This is a genomic window from uncultured Campylobacter sp., assembly GCF_937949835.1.
Classification (GTDB): domain Bacteria; phylum Campylobacterota; class Campylobacteria; order Campylobacterales; family Campylobacteraceae; genus Campylobacter_B.
Window position 1 is genome coordinate 1 of record NZ_CALEDC010000499.1, and the last position, 1,868, is coordinate 1,868.

A 1,868-nucleotide genomic window follows, 5' to 3' on the forward strand; every position below is an offset into this window, starting at 1 on the left:
TTTTTAAAATTTATGAGGATCTGTTTAGAGGCGCAGATGTGGAGTTTATGCCTGAAGTTGAAGGCGGCGAGGGCAATAGATGGCTTACAACGCTATTATTTAAACAAAAAGGCGCTCATCTAAAGGTAATCGATGCGCTAAATAAAGCCGACATCGAATCTCGCCCGCTTTGGAAGCCGATGCATCTGCAAAGCATCTTCGCAGGCGCGCTTAGCGTAGTTGACGGCACGAGCGAGGATATGTTTAGTCGCGGCATCTGCCTTCCTAGCGGCACCGATATGAGCGACGATACGATCGAGCGCGTCGTAAAAATCGTAAAAGAAAACATCTGATGCTGTTAAAACCCACTAAATTTAGCCGCTTCGCGTTTTTTTTGCTGGGAGATATTTTTATCTCGATCCTCTCCGTTTATATCGCGTTTTTGCTGCGATTTAGCGGAGATATACCGAACGAATTTTATAAAGGCGCGCTGCTTAGCGCCTCAAGCCTTACTGCGATTAAAATTTTCTATTTTTGGTTTTTGCGGATCTATTTAGTTCCGTGGAGATTTTTCGGGCTATACGAAGCAAGAAAGCTCTTTTATGCGCACGTTATGGCGGCGCTTACCTTTTTGATCCTGTTTTTTCTAGCGAGTAAAATTTTTAACCCCTTCCCGCGCTCGGTCATCATCATCGATGCGGCGATCTCGTTTATTTTAATCGGTGGGATTAGAATTTCAAAGCGGATGTTTCTAAGTGAGAAGAAAAATATCACGAATAATGAGCCTTGTATCGTCGTAGGCGCTACAAGCAAGACCTTTCACGTCCTAAAAGGTATGCGGCAAAAATATATCAACTACTATCCGGTGGGCGTCGTGGACGGGCGGCCTGAGCTAGTAGGGACGTATTGCGAAAACTACGTCGTCAGAGCCAAGAGCGAAATTCCGCAGATGATCAAAGATAGCGGCGCCAAAACCGCGATCATCGCGCTGGCGCTGTATCCGGACGAGCTAAAGGAGCTATACGACGAGCTGTTCGCGTACGGGCTAAAGGATATTAAACTCTTTTCGCTTTTGGAGGATGAGAGCAAAAAGATCCGCGACGTATCGATCGAGGATCTGCTCGCTCGCAAGCCCAAAGACCTCGACACCAAGGCGATTGAAAATTTTATCAAAGACAAGATCGTGCTGGTAACGGGCGCGGGCGGCACGATAGGAAGCGAAATTTGCAAGCAATGCTTGAAATTCGGCGCAAAGCGGCTCATTATGGTCGAACACAGCGAGTTTAACCTCTACTCGATTAACGAAGCCACCGGCGCGGATGCGCGCAACGAGTTAAAGATGATAAACGTCGTTTATCGCCATGAGCTGGAGGAGGTTTTTGCAGAATTTCGTCCCGAAGTAGTCGTGCACGCAGCGGCGTATAAGCACGTGCCGCTATGCGAGTTTAACCCGCATCTAGCGGTCAAAAATAATGTCATCGGCACAAAAAACGTAATCGATCTGTCTAAAAAATACGGCGCGAAAAAGGTTGTTTTGATCTCGACCGATAAGGCGGTGCGACCGACGAACATTATGGGCACGACGAAGCGTATCTGCGAGCTTTACGCGCTAAATTCCAACGACGCGGCAAGCGACACGCAGATCGTCGCGGTGCGCTTTGGAAACGTGCTCGGCTCAAGCGGCAGCGTCATCCCTAAATTTAAACGCCAGATCGAAGCGAACGAGCCGCTTACCGTTACGCACCCCGAGATTACGAGATATTTTATGCTCGTTAGTGAGGCGTGTCAGCTTGTGCTTCAAGCAGCCTCCATCGCGCGAGGCGGCGAGCTTTTCGTGCTGGATATGGGCGAGCCCGTAAAGATCGCCGATCTTGCCAAGCGAATGCTGC

General features: G+C 48.7%; 1 protein-coding gene and 1 pseudogene. Both read left to right on the top strand.

Annotation, left to right across the window (positions count from 1 at the left end; genetic code table 11):
• Positions 1 to 332: pseudogene (gene pglE / locus Q0256_RS11050) on the top strand (UDP-N-acetylbacillosamine transaminase); the annotation flags it as partial.
• Positions 332 to 1,868: nucleoside-diphosphate sugar epimerase/dehydratase (locus tag Q0256_RS11055; RefSeq protein WP_297963076.1), on the top strand; the 1,537-nt coding region annotated here is incomplete at its 3' end. The pseudogene pglE and the gene Q0256_RS11055, both read left to right, overlap by 1 nt.